15 protein-coding genes are annotated in these 15,247 nt (G+C 61.7%); 1 reads left to right on the forward strand and 14 read right to left on the reverse strand.

The window, feature by feature from the left end; all coding sequences use genetic code 11:
• Positions 1 to 7: 7 nt before the first annotated feature.
• The 5 genes from ACIOVD_RS06315 to ACIOVD_RS06335 form a co-directional block, all read right to left on the reverse strand.
• Positions 8 to 634, reverse strand: a complete 627-nt coding sequence (locus ACIOVD_RS06315; RefSeq protein ID WP_095167712.1) for a response regulator transcription factor — start codon at positions 632 to 634, stop codon at positions 8 to 10.
• Positions 635 to 716: 82 nt separating this feature from the next.
• Positions 717 to 1,433, reverse strand: a complete 717-nt coding sequence (locus ACIOVD_RS06320; RefSeq protein WP_095167711.1) for an MgtC/SapB family protein — start codon at positions 1,431 to 1,433, stop codon at positions 717 to 719.
• A 489-nt stretch (positions 1,434 to 1,922) separates the two neighbouring features.
• A complete protein-coding gene (locus ACIOVD_RS06325) occupies positions 1,923 to 2,651 on the reverse strand; it encodes an amidotransferase (protein WP_095167709.1) in 729 nt (242 codons plus the stop codon).
• Between the two features lie 96 nt (positions 2,652 to 2,747).
• Complete coding sequence (locus ACIOVD_RS06330; protein WP_401126686.1) at positions 2,748 to 4,892, reverse strand: 3-hydroxyacyl-CoA dehydrogenase NAD-binding domain-containing protein; 2,145 nt, start codon at positions 4,890 to 4,892, stop codon at positions 2,748 to 2,750.
• A 27-nt stretch (positions 4,893 to 4,919) separates the two neighbouring features.
• Positions 4,920 to 6,125, reverse strand: coding sequence for an acetyl-CoA C-acetyltransferase (locus tag ACIOVD_RS06335; protein ID WP_095167706.1), 1,206 nt, complete (start codon positions 6,123 to 6,125; stop codon positions 4,920 to 4,922).
• 583 nt (positions 6,126 to 6,708) lie between these two features.
• On the opposite strand from ACIOVD_RS06335, the gene ACIOVD_RS06340 reads away from it, so the two are divergent.
• Positions 6,709 to 7,515: a c-type cytochrome gene (locus tag ACIOVD_RS06340; RefSeq protein ID WP_401126688.1), complete on the forward strand. Its 807-nt coding sequence runs from the start codon at positions 6,709 to 6,711 to the stop codon at positions 7,513 to 7,515.
• Positions 7,516 to 7,628: 113 nt separating this feature from the next.
• On the opposite strand, the gene ACIOVD_RS06345 is transcribed toward ACIOVD_RS06340, so the two are convergent.
• The 9 genes from ACIOVD_RS06345 to ACIOVD_RS06385 form a co-directional block, all read right to left on the reverse strand.
• The gene (locus ACIOVD_RS06345) at positions 7,629 to 8,438 is read right to left on the reverse strand and encodes a transglutaminase domain-containing protein (RefSeq protein ID WP_401126690.1); all 810 of its coding nucleotides are present in this window, start codon (positions 8,436 to 8,438) and stop codon (positions 7,629 to 7,631) included.
• Complete coding sequence (locus ACIOVD_RS06350) at positions 8,435 to 9,385, reverse strand: alpha-E domain-containing protein (protein ID WP_095167700.1); 951 nt, start codon at positions 9,383 to 9,385, stop codon at positions 8,435 to 8,437. The genes ACIOVD_RS06345 and ACIOVD_RS06350 overlap by 4 nt, the downstream gene beginning before the upstream one ends.
• A 12-nt stretch (positions 9,386 to 9,397) precedes the next feature.
• Positions 9,398 to 10,807: a circularly permuted type 2 ATP-grasp protein gene (locus ACIOVD_RS06355; protein WP_095167698.1), complete on the reverse strand. Its 1,410-nt coding sequence runs from the start codon at positions 10,805 to 10,807 to the stop codon at positions 9,398 to 9,400.
• A gap of 389 nt (positions 10,808 to 11,196) precedes the next feature.
• The gene (locus ACIOVD_RS06360) at positions 11,197 to 11,538 is read right to left on the reverse strand and encodes a ribonuclease E inhibitor RraB (RefSeq protein WP_095167696.1); all 342 of its coding nucleotides are present in this window, start codon (positions 11,536 to 11,538) and stop codon (positions 11,197 to 11,199) included.
• A 203-nt stretch (positions 11,539 to 11,741) separates the two neighbouring features.
• Entirely contained in the window at positions 11,742 to 11,978 is a 237-nt protein-coding gene (locus tag ACIOVD_RS06365; protein ID WP_401126693.1) for a hypothetical protein, read from the reverse strand.
• Between the two features lie 149 nt (positions 11,979 to 12,127).
• Entirely contained in the window at positions 12,128 to 12,733 is a 606-nt protein-coding gene (locus tag ACIOVD_RS06370) for an START domain-containing protein (RefSeq protein ID WP_159994529.1), read from the reverse strand.
• Between the two features lie 41 nt (positions 12,734 to 12,774).
• The gene (locus tag ACIOVD_RS06375) at positions 12,775 to 13,029 is read right to left on the reverse strand and encodes a YkgJ family cysteine cluster protein (protein WP_095167692.1); all 255 of its coding nucleotides are present in this window, start codon (positions 13,027 to 13,029) and stop codon (positions 12,775 to 12,777) included.
• A 159-nt stretch (positions 13,030 to 13,188) separates the two neighbouring features.
• The gene (locus tag ACIOVD_RS06380) at positions 13,189 to 13,692 is read right to left on the reverse strand and encodes a translation initiation factor 2 (protein ID WP_401126779.1); all 504 of its coding nucleotides are present in this window, start codon (positions 13,690 to 13,692) and stop codon (positions 13,189 to 13,191) included.
• 90 nt (positions 13,693 to 13,782) lie between these two features.
• The gene (locus tag ACIOVD_RS06385) at positions 13,783 to 15,222 is read right to left on the reverse strand and encodes a PLP-dependent aminotransferase family protein (protein ID WP_095167681.1); all 1,440 of its coding nucleotides are present in this window, start codon (positions 15,220 to 15,222) and stop codon (positions 13,783 to 13,785) included.
• Positions 15,223 to 15,247 lie beyond the last annotated feature (25 nt).

The raw sequence follows: 15,247 nt of genomic DNA on the forward strand, positions 1-15,247 counted from the left end.
ACCTCATCTACAGCAGGTTGTTACGTTTGGCGAAGTCCGCCAGGTACACCACCGACTTGACGTTGAGCTTCTCGATCAGGCGGGTCTTGTAGGTGCTCACAGTCTTGCTGCTCAGCAGCATTGCCTCGGCGATCTGCTTGTTGCTCAAGCCGTTGGACAGTTGCTGGAGGATGCTCAGTTCCCGGTCGGTCAGGCTCTGGATCAGCTCCAGTTCGCTGGTCTGGCCGTCGCTGCGGCGTACCGAGCTGTCGGCCAGGTTGGGGAAAAACGTGTAGCCGTGCATCACCGCGGCGATGGCCTTGCGCAGTTCGCCGACGTCATCGGTCTTGCACAGGTAGCCGGCAGCGCCGGCCTTCATGCAACGCATGGCATAGAACTGCGGGGCCTGGGAGGTCAGCACCAGGATTCTGATCGGCAGGCGCAGGGCGCTGATCCGGCTGATGACCTCCAGGCCGTCCAGCTTGGGCATGGCGATGTCCAGCAACACCAGGTCGGGTACGTGCTCGCGCGCCAGTTGCACGGCATCGGCACCGTTGCCCGCCTCGGCCACCACGGCAAATTGTTCCTGCTCCAGCAGCACCCTCACTGAAGACCGAATGAACGGGTGATCGTCCACGATCAGTGCCTTGTACATGGGGACCCCTGCAGACCAAGCAAAACGCCATGATATCCCGTCTGGCCGCAACATTCCCCGTCCAGTGCACGCGGTGGCGCCATCATTCGGTGGTGCTCGGGCTCCAGAAGGCTTGTTGCACCAGCGGCGACAGGCTCAAGCGCGCCACCAGGGCGTCCAGTTCGTCGCCGTCCACCGAGGTGGTGGCCAGGGTCGCTTCGATCTCCACTTCATCGCTGCCAAAGGCGTGCACGTCGACGTCGCTGGCCGGGTAGTTGCTGCGTTCCAGCTCAGCTTCGAGCAGGGCCAACACGGCTTTTTGCCGAGAGCGTTGGGCGATGACATAGACGATATTGGTCACTTCGGCCGAGACCACATCCAGCGGCTGGCGGTTGATGTTATTGACGATCGGCCGAAGCAACGTGTTCGCCGCCAACACGAACAAGGTGCCCAGCAGCGCCTCGAGCACCAGGTCAGCGCCGGCACAGGCGCCGACTGCCGCCGAGGCCCAGAGGGTAGCGGCGGTGTTCAAGCCGCGGACATTGCCCTCCTCGCGCATGATCACCCCGGCGCCGAGAAAGCCGATCCCGGAGACCACATAGGCCACCACCCGCACGGCCCCCTCGGCGCCGGCCAGGCGGTTGGCCATGTCGACAAATATCGCCGCGCCAACGGCCACCAGTACGTTGGTGCGCAGGCCCGCCGTACGTTGGCGGTACTGGCGCTCGAAGCCGATCAGTCCACCCAGGATGAAGGCGGCGCTGAGGCTGACCAAGGTGTCGACCAGTGAGTCGAGATTGATGTTGTTGAGTGCTTGCATAGGTAGATTTCCTGACTGGGTTGCCAAGTGCAGGAAGACCCTCAAGCCGGTACGACCGAGCGCTGCCCCGCAAACCAACCGGGACAGGGGTGACGCGCCGGGCAAAAGACTGGCGTGTCGACAGCGGGTCTGGTCCACCCAAGGTGGCCAACACAGGCTGTTCAGTGTCGATGAGAGGGGTGTCACACGTCGGCCAGGACTGGCCTTGACCGGAGGAAACCGCTGCTCGCTGTTTATCGGCGAGACAACGGCACAAGCGGGCTGCGCGTTATCTTGCCGAGAAGGTGCCGGTTAGCGTAACCGGCCGACGACTGTCGCTCGAACAAGTACCCACTGTGGGTCTCCGTAAAGGTTGAAAACGCGCGCAGCTTACGCCTCGCGTTGCGCAGGGTAAACCTTGATGGCCGATTATGCGGGGCGATTCCCCAGCCGTTCAGTACCGATTCAGGCTGAGGGTGGGACTAAACCACCCCCGCACTAACGTCGTGCTCAGGACGCCTGGGCGTCAGGCTTGTGCGCGACAAACCGCATCATCCACTCGGCTACGGTGCTGCCATGGTGGTCCTGGTCGAGGCTGGCCACGCCTTGCTGGTAGATCTGTTCGCCGAGAAACTGCTGGCGAATGTCCAGCAACGCCCGCGAGTAGTCGTGGATGAACTCGGGATGCCCCTGGAAACACAACACCTGATCGTTGATGTGATACGCCGCAAAGGGGCAGAAATCGCTGGAAGCAATCACCGTGGCGTTCTCCGGCAGCGCGGTGACCTGGTCCTGGTGGCTGATCAGCAGCGTCAGCTCCTCGCGCACCGGGCTCATCCAGGGGGCCTTGGCCGCCATTTTGTAGTTGTGGATACCCACGCCCCAGCCTTGGCTCGCGCGCTCGCTCTTGCCACCCAGCAACAGTGCCAACAGTTGATGGCCGAAGCACACTCCCAGCAACTTGTCGCCGCGCTCATAGCGCGCCAGCAGATAAGTCCTGAGGGTTTCGATCCAGGGGTCGGTGCCGAACGAATCGGCCTTGCTGCCGGTAACCAGGTAGGCGTCGAATGTCAGGTCATCGCTCGGATACTCGCCCTGCATTACGTTGTACACGGTGAACTCGGCGGCGATCGGTTGCTGGGAAAACAGGCGCTGGAACATCTGCCCGTAACCCTGGTATTGATCGACCAGTTCTGGACGCAGGATGTCGGTTTCCAGAATGCAGATGCGTAGCGACATAAAAAATACCTGACACGATGATGGGAATAATTGACACCCCAGAGCCTGCCTTGAAACACCCTGGCAAGGCAAGCCCCGAGATGCGCCCTCACCGCCTCAGAACAGCTCGCCCTTGGCTGCTTTTTCCAGCAACAGCGCCGGCGGCGCAAAGCGCTCACCGTACTGCTCGGCGAGGTAGCGGGCACGGGCGACAAAATCCTTGAGCCCATACTGGTTGATGAACTGCAGTGCCCCGCCCGTCCACGGGGCAAAGCCGATACCGAAGATCGAACCGATGTTGGCGTCGGCCGTCGACATCAACACGCCCTCTTCCACACAGCGCACGGTCTCGATGGCCTGCACGAACAACAGGCGATCGCGCACATCCTGTGGCGAAATCTGCCCATCCGTCTGCTCGAAGCGGGTTTTCAATTGCGCCCACAGATGTTTTGGCGCGCCGGCCGGGTAGTCGTAGAAACCACCGCCAGCAGCCTTGCCCGCCCGCTTGTACTCATTGAGCAGCAGATCGATCACGGCAAACGCCGGATGCTCTGGCAATGGCTTGCCTTCGGCTTGCAGGTCCTTGGCGGTCTGCTGACGGATGTGGCTCATCAGGCTCAGGGAGACCTCGTCGGAGATCGCCAGGGGGCCAATCGGCATCCCGGCCTTGCGGGCCTCGGTTTCGATCATGGGCGCGGCGATACCCTCGCCGAGCATGGCAATGCCTTCGTTGGTGAAGGTGCCAAATACCCGCGAAGTGAAGAACCCCCGGCTGTCGTTGACCACAATCGGGGTCTTGTTGATTTGCAGGACAAAATCGAAGCCCCTGGCCAGGGTTTCATCGCTGGTGTGAGCACCCTTGATGATTTCCACTAGGGGCATTTTTTCCACCGGGCTGAAGAAGTGCAGGCCAATGAATTTGCCCTGGTCCGGCACTGCCCGGGCCAGGCCGCCGATGGGCAGGGTCGAGGTGTTGGAGGCGATCACCGCGTCGGCACCGACCACCGCCTGGGCGGCCGCCGAAACTCGGGCCTTGAGTTCGCGGTCTTCGAACACCGCTTCGATTACCAGGTCGCAACCGGCCAGGTCGGCATCCTGCTCGGTGGGTGTGATCCGCGCCAGCGTGGCGTCGCGCTGCTCGGCGCTCAACTGGCCGCGGGCAACTTTCTGCTCGAGCAATGCCGCCGAATGAGCCTTGCCCTTCTCGGCTGCCGCCAGGTTGATGTCCTTGAGCACCACCTCGATGCCCGCCACCGCGCTGACGTAGGCAATGCCGGCGCCCATCATGCCCGCACCGAGCACCCCGACCTTGCGTGTCTGGTACGGCGCAAAACCCGCCGGCCGCGAACCGCCGGCATTGATCTGATTGAGCTGGAACCAGAAGGTACCAATCATGTTCTTCGCCACCTGGCCGGTGGTGAGCTCGGTGAAGTAGCGGGTTTCGATCAACTGTGCCGTGGCGAAATCCACCTGGGCGCCCTCGACGGCCGCGCAGAGGATTTTCTCCGGGGCCGGCAGGCAACCCTGGGTCTTGCTGCGCAGGATCGACGGGGCGATGGCCAGCATCTGCGCGACCTTGGGATGGGCCGGCGTGCCACCAGGGATCTGGTAACCCTTGACGTCCCAGCGCTGCACCGCCGCCGGATTGGCCAGGATCCAGTCGCGGGCCTTGGCCAGCATGTCAGCGTGATCCAGCGCCAACTCATCGATCAGCCCGGCCTGCAATGCTTGCTGGGCGCGGACTTTCTTACCTTCGAGCAGGTATGGCAGGGCTTTCTCCAGGCCCAGCAGGCGCACCATGCGCACCACTCCGCCACCGCCTGGCAACAGGCCGAGGGTCACTTCCGGCAGGCCGATCTGCACCGCACTGTGGTCCAGGGCGACCCGGTAATGGCAGGCCAGGCAGATTTCCCAGCCACCGCCCAGCGCCGCGCCATTGATCGCCGCGACCACTGGTTTACCCAGGGTCTCCAGGCTGCGCAGCTGGCTTTTGAGTTCCAGGACCATGGCATAGAACGCCTTGGCCTCGGGTTTGCCGACCTTGATTAATTCATTGAGGTCGCCGCCGGCAAAAAAGGTTTTCTTGGCCGAGGTGATGATCACCCCGGCGATGCTGTCCTGCTCGGCGAGCAGCCGCGCGACACAGCCAGCCATGGCCTCGCGGTACAGCGCATTCATGGTGTTGGCGCTCTGGCCCGGCATATCGATGGTCAGGACCACGATCTGGTCCTGACCTTTTTCGTAACGAATGGCATCAGTCATCAATATGTTTCCTTGAAGTCAGGGGGCTCAGAGGCGTTCGATGATGGTGGCGATACCCATGCCGCCACCGACACAGAGCGTGGCCAGGCCATAACGCTGCTGGCGCGCTTCCAGCTCATCAAGCAAGGTGCCGAGAATCGCGCAGCCGGTAGCGCCCAGCGGATGCCCCATGGCAATCGAGCCGCCATTGACGTTGACCCTCCCCGGATCGATGGCCATGTCCTTGATGAACTTGAGCACCACCGAGGCAAACGCTTCGTTGACCTCGAACAGGTCGATGTCTTCGACCCGCAACCCGGCCTTGGCCAGGGCCTTGCGGGTCGCCGGTGCGGGGCCGGTGAGCATGATGGTCGGGTCGGTGCTGGTGACTGCGGTGGCGACGATCCGTGCCCGTGGCTGCAGGCCCAGCGCCTTGCCCTTGGCTTCGGAGCCGATCAGCATCAGCGCCGCCCCGTCGACGATGCCGGAACTGTTGCCCGGGGTGTGCACGTGACGGATCCGCTCGACATGGCTGTAGACCCGCAACGCAGTCGCGTCGAAGCCCATCTGCCCAATCATCTCGAAGCTCGGCTTGAGTTTGCCCAGGCCTTCAAGGGTGGTGTCGGCACGGATGAATTCATCCTGCTCGAGCAGCACGATGCCATTCTGGTCCTGCACCGGTATCAGCGACTTGTTGAACGCCCCCGCTGCGCGCGCCCGGGCGGCCTTGAGTTGTGACTGCAAGGCGAACGTGTCGACATCCTCGCGACTGAAGCCTTCGAGCGTGGCAATCAGGTCGGCGCCCACGCCCTGTGGCGTGAAGTGAGTGTGCAGGTTGGTTTGCGGGTCCAGCGCCCAGGCGCCGCCATCGCTGCCCATCGGCACGCGCGACATCGACTCGACACCACCGACCACCACCAAGTCCTCGAACCCGGAGCGCACTTTCATGGCCCCCAGGTTCACCGCCTCCAGACCCGAGGCGCAGAAGCGATTGATCTGCACGCCAGCGACGCTGACATCCCAATCGGCTACCAGGGCGGCCGTCTTGGCGATGTCGGCGCCCTGGTCGCCGACCGGCGTCACACACCCGAGCACGATGTCATCAACCTGGCTGGTATCGAGCTGGCTACGTTGTTGCAGCGCCCCCAGCAGGCCCGCCAGCAGGTTCACCGGCTTGACGCTGTGCAAGGCACCATCGGCCTTGCCACGACCACGGGGCGTGCGTATCGCATCGAAAATCAAAGCTTGGGTCATGACATCCTCGTACTGGCGGGCAGGTAAAAGATCAATGAGTGTCCACCTTAGGCCGACGGGTGAGGGATTCAATGACCGATACGCTCAATGGCCTTGACGCTCATGCTCAGACGAACGGTCGCCAGCAATTGGGTTAACCGTTTCAGGTCAGCGAACTGTCTAGCAAAAGGCCGACCACGCAGATGGCAATAGGCCTCATGCCTTTTTAGCTGCCTTTTGCGCTTAGCTGATATGAAATGGATCTAAGCCACAGCCCGCGTGGCCCCTAAGGTAAAGCTTACGAGGTTGTCGTCGGGTTTTGCCGAGGCACCCGGTAGCTGGACCCTACAGCGCTTTGCCGATGGAGATTTGCAGGCAAGCATTCGACGCTCAGGAAATAACAAAAAAGGCGGTCAGCCATGTTCAAACAATCGAAAGTGCGTCAAGCCGGGCTCATTCTCTTCGCCACCACCCTGCTGTTGATTCTGCCGAACCTGACCAAGGTGATTGGCTGATCCAACGCCAAGTGTTGCGACACCTTACTGTTCGCCCTCGTGTGCTTGTGCCAACCTTGGCGGCATGACCACGACCGGATGGCTATTACGTGAAAGCTTTGATTCTGCTTGCAGCCTTGCTCCTCGGCACGCCCTTGCATGCCGCACAACTGGTGCTCGACCTGGGTGCCGACAGCCGCACCTGGCAGACCGAGGAGCTGCTGCACCATCCGTTGGCACAGACCATCCGTGTTGCTGACGACGTTTCCTATAAGCGCGACATGGACTACCGAGCAGTGCCCCTGGCAGCGCTGCTGACGGGCGTCAAGGCCGACCATCACCTGCAGGCCGTGGCCCTGGATGGTTTCGCCGCAGAGCTGGCGGCGGCCCCCTTGCTCGCGACACAGGGCGCCCAGGCCTGGCTGGCCATTGAAGACCCGGCGCATCCGTGGCCGGCACTGGCGCCTGGCAAACCCAGCGCGGGTCCGTTCTACCTGGTCTGGACTCAGCCCCAGGCCGCGGGGATCAGCCCGGAGCAATGGCCATTCCAGGTCGCCAGCATCAAGCGCCTGGCCGCCGTCGCCGAGCGTTTCCCGGCCCTGCTGCCGGACCCTGCCCTCCCCACCCGTGACCCGATCAACCTGGGCTTTGCCCTGTTCCAGAAAAACTGCCTGGCCTGTCATCGCCTCAACGGCGCGGGTGACGCGCAGTTCGGACCGGACCTGAACATCCCCTACAGCCCTACCGAATATTTTGGCGCGCAGTTTCTCGAACGCTACATCCGCGACCCGCAAAGCCTGCGCCAATGGCCCCAGGCTAAGATGCCGGGGTTCTCCCAGGCGGTGTTGAAGGATGAAGAGTTGGCGCAGTTGGTGGCGTACTTGCGGCATATGGCGGGGCGCAAGGTGAAACCCTGACGGGTGGCCCCATCGCGAGCAGGCGGAGCGCGCGCGGATGTCTCCCACAAGGTCTGTTGATCACCGCAAGAGCCACTGTGGGAGCGAGCTTGCTCGCGATGCAGGCACGCCGCCTACTGCTGTTGCACCGACATCACCGGCGCCGGCAACGGCGAGACGAAGACCTTGGCGTGCATCTGTTCAAAACCGCCACCGCGGCGCATGCCGCGTACCGGGCAGGCGTCGAGGTAGTCCAGGCCCACTGCCAGCTTCAGGTGGCGCTCGGGACGGGCCAGTTGGTTGGTCACGTCAAAGCTGTACCAGGCGTCTTCCAGCCAGGCTTCGGCCCAGGCATGGCTGGCCAGGTGTTCGCTGCTTTCGCTGTACAGGTAGCCCGACACATAACGCGCCGGGATCCCCAGGCTGCGGGCACAGGCGATGAAGGTGTGGGCATGGTCCTGACAGACCCCGGCACGGCCGGCGAAGGCTTGCGCGGCGCTGGTTTGCACTTCGGTGGCGCCTGGGGTGTAGGTGATGTACTGGTTCAGGCCATGCATCAGGTCAATCAACGCGCTGCGGTCGCGGCGTTGCCGACACTGTTGTGTCGCAAAGGCCTGCAGGGCCTCGTCGGCCTCGGTCAGGCGGGTGAAGCGCAGGAATGGCAGGGCCGATTGGCTCTCGTGTTCGGCCTCGCGCAACTCATCGATGTCCACCTGCCCGCGCGCCCCGATGATGATGGCGTCGTGGGGCTCGTCCAGGGTCAGCACATGCAGGATGTTGCCGAACGGGTCGAGCTGCGCACGCACCGGCCGCGGTAACTCCAGCTGCCAGCTGAGTACGTGCTGGCGCTCGCTGTCGTGGGGGGTCAACCGCACATACTGGATGCTCGCCCGCACCTGGTCCTCGTAGTGATAGGTGGTCTCGTGGCTAATGGAAAGTCTCATGCAGCCTCCAGGTAGGAACTGTGTATGGCATTGCCCAACTGGCGTACCAGCGGGATGAACTCGGTCAACCAGGCATGCAGGCCTTCGTCGAGGATTTCCTGGATGCCGGTGTAGCGCAGGCGCGCGTCCATTTCCGCCGCCAGGCGCTGGGCTGGACGGCCGTTGGCGCCTGGTAACTGGGCAAGGATCTGGTCGATTTCCTCGGTGCAGGCACGCAACGAACGGGGGACATCGGCTCGCAGCAACAACAACTCGGCGACCTGCTGGGCGCCGGGCGCATCACGATAGATTTCGGTGTAGGCCTCGAATGACGACAAGGCCCGCAGCAACGCACTCCACTGGTAGTAGGCGTGGGCGGTGCCATCGCTGACCGCCTCGCCCTGATCGCCGGCCATTTCGTAGCGCGCATCCAGCAGGCGCAAGGTGTTGTCGGCCCGCTCGATGAAGGTGCCCAGGCGAATGAAGCGAAACGCATCATTGCGCATGATGGTGCCGTAGGAAGCCCCGCGGAACAGATGGGAACGTTCCTTGATCCACTCGCAGAACCGGCTCATGCCATAACGCCCAAGGCCCTGTTCGGCTATCCCGCGAATTTCCAGCCAGGTGGCGTTGATGTTTTCCCACATGTCGGCGGTAATCCGCCCACGCACCGCATGGGCGCTGGCCCGCGCGGCCCCGAGACAGCTATAGATGCTGGCCGGGTTGGCGGCGTCCAGGGCGAAGAAGTGCAGCAAACGCTCGGCGTGCAACGCGCCATGGCGCTCCAGGTAGTCGTCCAGCGTGCCGGTGATCAACAAGGGCATCGCCAGTTCATGCAAGCCATCGCCGCGGCCGTCCTGCGGCATCAACGACAGCGAATAACTGATGTCGAGCATCCGCGCGAGGTTTTCCGCCCGCTCCAGGTAGCGCGACATCCAGTACAGATCCGAGGCAGTTCTACTCAACATGGCAAGCTTCCTTTAATCCTCGACAACCCAGGTGTCCTTGGTACCGCCACCCTGGGAGGAGTTGACCACCAAAGAGCCCTCGCGCAGGGCGACGCGGGTCAGGCCCCCAGGCACCACCCGGGTTTCACGGCCCGACAAGACGAACGGGCGCAGATCGATATGCCGCGGGGCGATGCCGTTCTCGACGAAGGTCGGACAGGTCGACAGGGACAACGTCGGCTGGGCGATATAGGCATGGGGCTTGGCCTTGATCCGTGCGCGGAACTGTTCGATCTCGGCCGCCGTCGCTGCCGGTCCGACCAACATGCCGTAGCCGCCGGAGCCCTGGGTTTCCTTGACCACCAGCTCGGGCAGGTTGGCCAGCACGTGGGACAGTTCCGCCGGGTTGCGACACTGCCAGGTCGGCACGTTTTTCAGGATCGGCTCCTCGTCGAGGTAGAAACGGATCATCTCGGTGACGAACGGATACACCGACTTGTCATCCGCCACACCCGTGCCGATGGCGTTGGCCAACACCACATTGCCGCTGCGATAGGACGCCAGCAGGCCGGGAACCCCGAGCATCGAGTCCGGGTTGAATGCCAGCGGATCGAGGAAGGCGTCGTCGAGCCGCCGGTAGATCACATCGACGGCCTTGGGGCCATCGGTGGTGCGCATGAAGACTTTGTCGTCACGCACAAACAGGTCCGCGCCTTCCACCAGTTCCACGCCCATTTCCCGGGCCAGGAAGGCGTGCTCGAAAAACGCACTGTTGAAGCGTCCCGGGGTCAGTACCACCACGCTCGGGTTATCGATGGGGCTGGAGCTTTTCAGGGTGTCGAGCAGCAGGTTCGGGTAGTGGTCGATGGGCGCAATACGCTGGGCCGCGAACAGCTCAGGGAACAGGCGCATCATCATCTTGCGGTCTTCGAGCATGTAGCTCACACCGCTGGGGGTGCGCAGGTTGTCTTCCAGCACGTAGTAGCTGCCGTCGCCATCGCGCACCAGGTCGACCCCGGAGATGTGCGAGTAGATGTCGCGGTGCAGGTCCAGGCCCTGCATGGCCAGTTGGTACTGTTCGTTGGCCAGCACCTGCTCGGCCGGGATGATGCCTGCCTTGATAATGCGTTGTTCGTGATAGAGGTCGGCGAGGAACATGTTCAGCGCCTTGACCCGCTGGATGCAGCCACGCTCGACAATCCGCCACTCGCTGGCGGGGATGCTGCGCGGAATGGTGTCGAAGGGAATCAGGCGCTCGGTGCCCTGCTCGTCGCCATAGAGAGTGAAGGTAATCCCGGCGCGATGAAACAACAGATCGGCCTCGCGTCGGCGTTGAGCCAGCAGCTCGTCAGGCGTTTGGGCCAACCAACGGGCGAATTCTCGATAATGCGCGCGGACCTGGCCGCTGGCATCGTACATCTCATCAAAATAGGTGCGGATCATGCCGTACTCCTTGTCACCCGGACACCTTGGCATCGCAAGGCCCGTGCCAGCGGCATAAACCCTTTAGTATCAATCAGTTGGATTTTCACCCCGAAGGCTTCGCACCAATCCCGTGCAGCAAACGCCCCCACCTGATCGCCCGCGCTTCATTGCGAAGCAATGCTTATGGCTATTAGCAGCATAGCCATAGTTCATTTCACTGCCCGCCCAGGCACGCGGATAATTGGCCCATCACGCAGCAAGCGGCACCGCTCGCTTGCTGGCTACCCCTCTTCCCTTTTGGCCACCTGCTCAGGTGGCTTTTTTTTGCCTGGCGTTTGCCCCAACCCAAATGAAAACGGCCGACCCAAAAGGTCAGCCGTCGCTGAGTGATGTCGCTATTCATAGTGTTATGCGAGTTGCCCTCGTACCTCCTGCTTGACGCCCCAACCTTCGATGATTCCCCCCAAAGGCTCGACCACCGCCTCGAAGTCCTGTTCAAAATCGCCAATGCCGCCGTAGGTGGCGTACATCACCTTGCTCAGTTCCAGGTACCAGGCACCGTCGTCGCGCACACTGATCTGTGCATTCAAGGATTCACCGCGAAATTGTCCTGCCGCCCTGCGTGCCCCCTCCTCGTCGGGGAAAATGGCGTAGAACTCGATGGGATGGAACCGTGAAAAATCAAAACCGCCTTCTTTCATGCGGCGCAGCACGCTGCTGCTGATGTCTTCTTGATAGGCTGTGCTCATGAAACGTCCTCCTACTTCCAATGGATAGACTTTCCGTACTCCACGCGCCGGCAACCGAATGGTGCAGGCGCTACGGCAATCAGATTGCCGCCGGGACACAAGCATGTAGCTGACAAGACCAGACCTTAGCGATCCATTCGCTGATCTCGCTTGCAGAGTAGCTCCAACTCGGAGCGCGTGCCAAGGCCTGGTTACAGAAGGGATTATGGAATCGGGGAGATGCTGAGGATTTGAATGCTGTTCTGATCTTTGAGGCTCTTGAGCGTCGGGTCGTCGGTGCGACCTTCCAGGTCATTGAGATCCAGCTCGGCCGGGACCGGGAGAAGTTTGGCGCGAATCAGTTGCGCGGCCTTTTCCATGTCAGGTTGCTGCTCGCAGTCGAAGCGTTCGACGCTTTGCACACCATGATCATCCACAAAGGTGATTTCCCACTTTTGCATCGGTGCCTCCTCGATAAAACCCGTAGATGGGCTTACTTCCATCTCGACCCGGGTCGCCGGGCATTCGTTCCCTGCCCCTCGAAGAACTGCCCTGGCAACAGGGTTGCTATCACCAACCCTGTTGTTCCGATGGCCTGGAACAGGCGTGCTTACTTCTCGGCACGTTCCTTGAGGGCCTTGAGGGTCTCGAAAGGTGCATCGACCACAAACTTGTTGGCGACCATCGCCGGCACGCTACCACCTGGCTCTGTGTGCACTTGATAGGTCACTTCGACCTGATCGCCCTTGGGCACGAACTTCCAGAAGCCCTTGACCTCGGTTACCCGGACAAAACCCTTTTCCTCCGGAATGTATTTCGGCACGCCTTCCAGGTTGCGGGTCAGGCTGCCATCGGCGCCATCGACGGTGGTGATATGCAGCACCGAGTCACGCGCAGTCACCGGCCAAGGGGTATTGAACTGGGTGTAGGTCCAGCTCTGGTCACCTTCGTGCTTGAGCAGTTTCTGGCTCTTGCACTCGTGGATCCAGGCACAGGCCCCGGCCACGTCTTCCTGCAGCGCCCGCAGCTTGGCAACAGTGGTCTTCATCAGGGTAACGCCCTGATAGGACTTGTAGTCGGAGCCCGGCACTTCACTCAGGGAGATCTTGATCCCGTCTTCGTTCTTGGCAACTTTCCAGTCTTCGGCCTGAACCACGGTGGAGGCCAGAACAGCGCTCAACCCACACAGCACAGCGATACGATGCAGCGAACCCATAGTCTTGTTCCTTATTGTTGAAGTTCCGTTCGTTGAACACACTACGCCGCGGTCATTTGTTCCCACCAGCCGATCAGTGTGATGGCTTGTTCCTGGCTGCTGCCGCAGACCTCGATATCCGCCTGGAACGCACCACAGACGGCAGGACGCTCGGGCTGGCCGAAGATACTGCACAGATTATCGACAGACAGTTGCACACAACGTTCGCCCGCGGGCTTGCCATGGGGCATGCCGGGAATCGGTGTACTGATGGAAGGGGCAATGCAGCAGGCGCCACAGCCTTCTCGGCATTTCATGACGACAAGCTCCTCGGGAGTGTGGAATGACGGAGACTAGAGTACCCGCTTAAACAGCCGTTTGAAATTGGCCGCCCAGGGGTTTTTCGCGCAAATACGCGTGACTGATCAGTCTTGCGACAAAGCGTCGGCTCGCCAGGTCACACCTGCCGTCGGGTTTTACTGATTGAACTGGAATTCCAGGGCCGCGCCTTCGATTTCCCGGCGCTCTTCGTTGCGCAGTTGCAATTGCATTTCGTTGGAAATCAGCCGGCCGTTAAGCTGGAACTTGCTTTCTTCCTTGGGTTTTTCCTCGAACAGTGGCGGCAACAAGGGTGCGCGCTTGACGATCGGGACGGTGCCAATGGGTTGCAACTGGCGGACCATTTCCGGAGGCAGGCTCAGGTCGATATTGGTGGACGGTAACTCAGTGGTGCGCACCACTTCGCTGGCGGCCTTGGATTTTGAGGCAATCGGCGGGCGTGGCTTGTGCGCAACGGGTTTGTTCGCAGCGTCCGTTTTTTTCACGGGCGCGACTTTTTTGACCGGCGTGGTGGGGGCCACCTTAGTCGTTGACGTACTGGAAACCGCTTTATCCGGGGTCGCCGCCGCCATCGCGCTCCCCCAATTGAACACACTCAGCAAGCAGACCAACACCAGACCAACAGGAAAAATCGCTTTCATAACCCCTACAGCACTAACGGCAGAGGGCCATATGCTCGCCTGTTGCAAGGGCGCTGACAAGCGCCCATCTCGATCAGCCCCGGCGATGCCTCAAAAACCGCTGGCGGTTTCCTGACACAGCTGGGTCGCGAGCATGCCCAGTGTCATCAAGGCTCGCTCGGCTTCACGGTTCCAGGGGATGCCGCAGTTCAAGCGAATGCAGTGGTTGAACTGCTCGGTGTTACTGAAAATCAGTCCCGGGGCGATGCTGATCCCCTGCTGCAAAGCCCGCACGTGCAGTTCCTGGGTATTGACCCGTCCCGGCAAACTGACCCACAGGATGAAACCGCCAGTGGGTCGGGTCATCTGGGTGCCTTCGGGGAAATACTGCTGCACTGCCAGCTGGAACGCACTGAGGTTCTTGCGATATTCCTGGCGAATGTAGCGCAGGTGCCGATCGTAACCGCCGTTCTCCAGGTAGGCCGCGATGCCCATCTGCGTGACGCTGCAGGCCGAATGGGTACTGAAGGTCTGCAGCCGCTGGATTTCTTGCTGGTACTTGCCGGCGATCATCCAGCCGATGCGCACCCCGGGGGACAGGGTCTTGGAAAAGCTCGAGCAGTAGATCACCCGATCCAGGCGGTCATAGGCCTTGAGGGACTTGGTGCGCCCCTGCTCGAACATCAACTCGCCGTAGATATCGTCTTCGACCACCTGGATATCAAAGTCCGAGGCCAGGCGCAGCAGTTGTTTCTGCCGCTCTTCCGGCATAGTGCCACCCAGGGGGTTGCTCAGGCGGGTGGTCAGCACCAGGGCCTTGATCGACCACTGGTTGGCGGCTAGTTGCAGGGCTTCCAGGCTCATGCCGGTGGACGGATCACTGGGAATCTCGATGACTTTGAGGCCGAGCAGATCGGCCAGTTGCAACAGGCCGTAATAGGTCGGCGACTCTGCGGCAATCAGATCACCGGGGCGGGTCAGCACGCGCAAGGACATCTGCAGGGCGTCGACACAGCCGTGGGTGATCACCACTTCGGATGGGTCGACCACCACCCCGGCGTCGCGCATGCGAATCGCCACCTGGCGGCGCAAGGGCTCGAAACCGGGACTGAACATGTAGCTGAACGCCCGCGGACTGTGAAAACGCGTGACCTTGGCCAGTTGCTGATGCAGCGCCCGCACCGGCAGATAGTCGACACTGGGCACAGCGGCGCCCAGTGGGAACACCCCTTCGCGGCGTGACTCCACCAACACTTGCTGGATGATGCTGCTGCGGGTCACGAGGCCCGGGCGCTCGACCCGGGCGATATCCGGGGTCGGCGCGGTCAGGGCCGGGGTCTGGTGAACGTAGTAACCCGACTGCGGACGTGCGCGAATCAGGCCCTGGTCTTCCAGGTTGGCATAGGCCTGGAGCACCGTCGCATGGCTGACATTGAGCTGCGAGCTCATCTTGCGCACCGAAGGCACACGCTCGCCAGGCTGATACACGCCGCGCCGGATATCCTCAGCCAGCTGCTGAGCGATACGTTGATAGAGCAAAAGATTGGTCATGACGCAGCACTCGATTTCACGGGCA

The organism is Pseudomonas sp. NPDC087626, from assembly GCF_044743405.1.
Taxonomy (GTDB): Bacteria; Pseudomonadota; Gammaproteobacteria; order Pseudomonadales; family Pseudomonadaceae; genus Aquipseudomonas.